Raw genomic sequence first — 203 nt, forward strand, 5'->3', positions numbered from 1 at the left:
CTGTATAGCTGTTTGGGAGAGGGTGACGTGCGGCCGTGAGTTCGGCTGGGCTCGTTGCCGATGCATTGCAAGCCCAACAGGCCAAGCCCAAGAGGACAGACAGATGACTTCAAGCATTTTCTCCGGCGTGATCCCGGCGCTGATGACCCCGTGCAAGGAAGACCGCAGCCCGGATTTCGACGCGCTGGTCAGGAAGGGCAAGG

At 60.6% G+C, this 203-nt stretch carries 1 pseudogene; it reads left to right on the plus strand.

Going from position 1 to position 203, the window contains the following annotated elements:
- Positions 1-103 precede the first annotated feature (103 nt).
- Positions 104-203, plus strand: a pseudogene (locus RHSP_RS34585) (dihydrodipicolinate synthase family protein); the annotation flags it as partial.

This window comes from Rhizobium freirei PRF 81 (assembly GCF_000359745.1).
Classification (GTDB): Bacteria; Pseudomonadota; Alphaproteobacteria; order Rhizobiales; family Rhizobiaceae; genus Rhizobium; species Rhizobium freirei.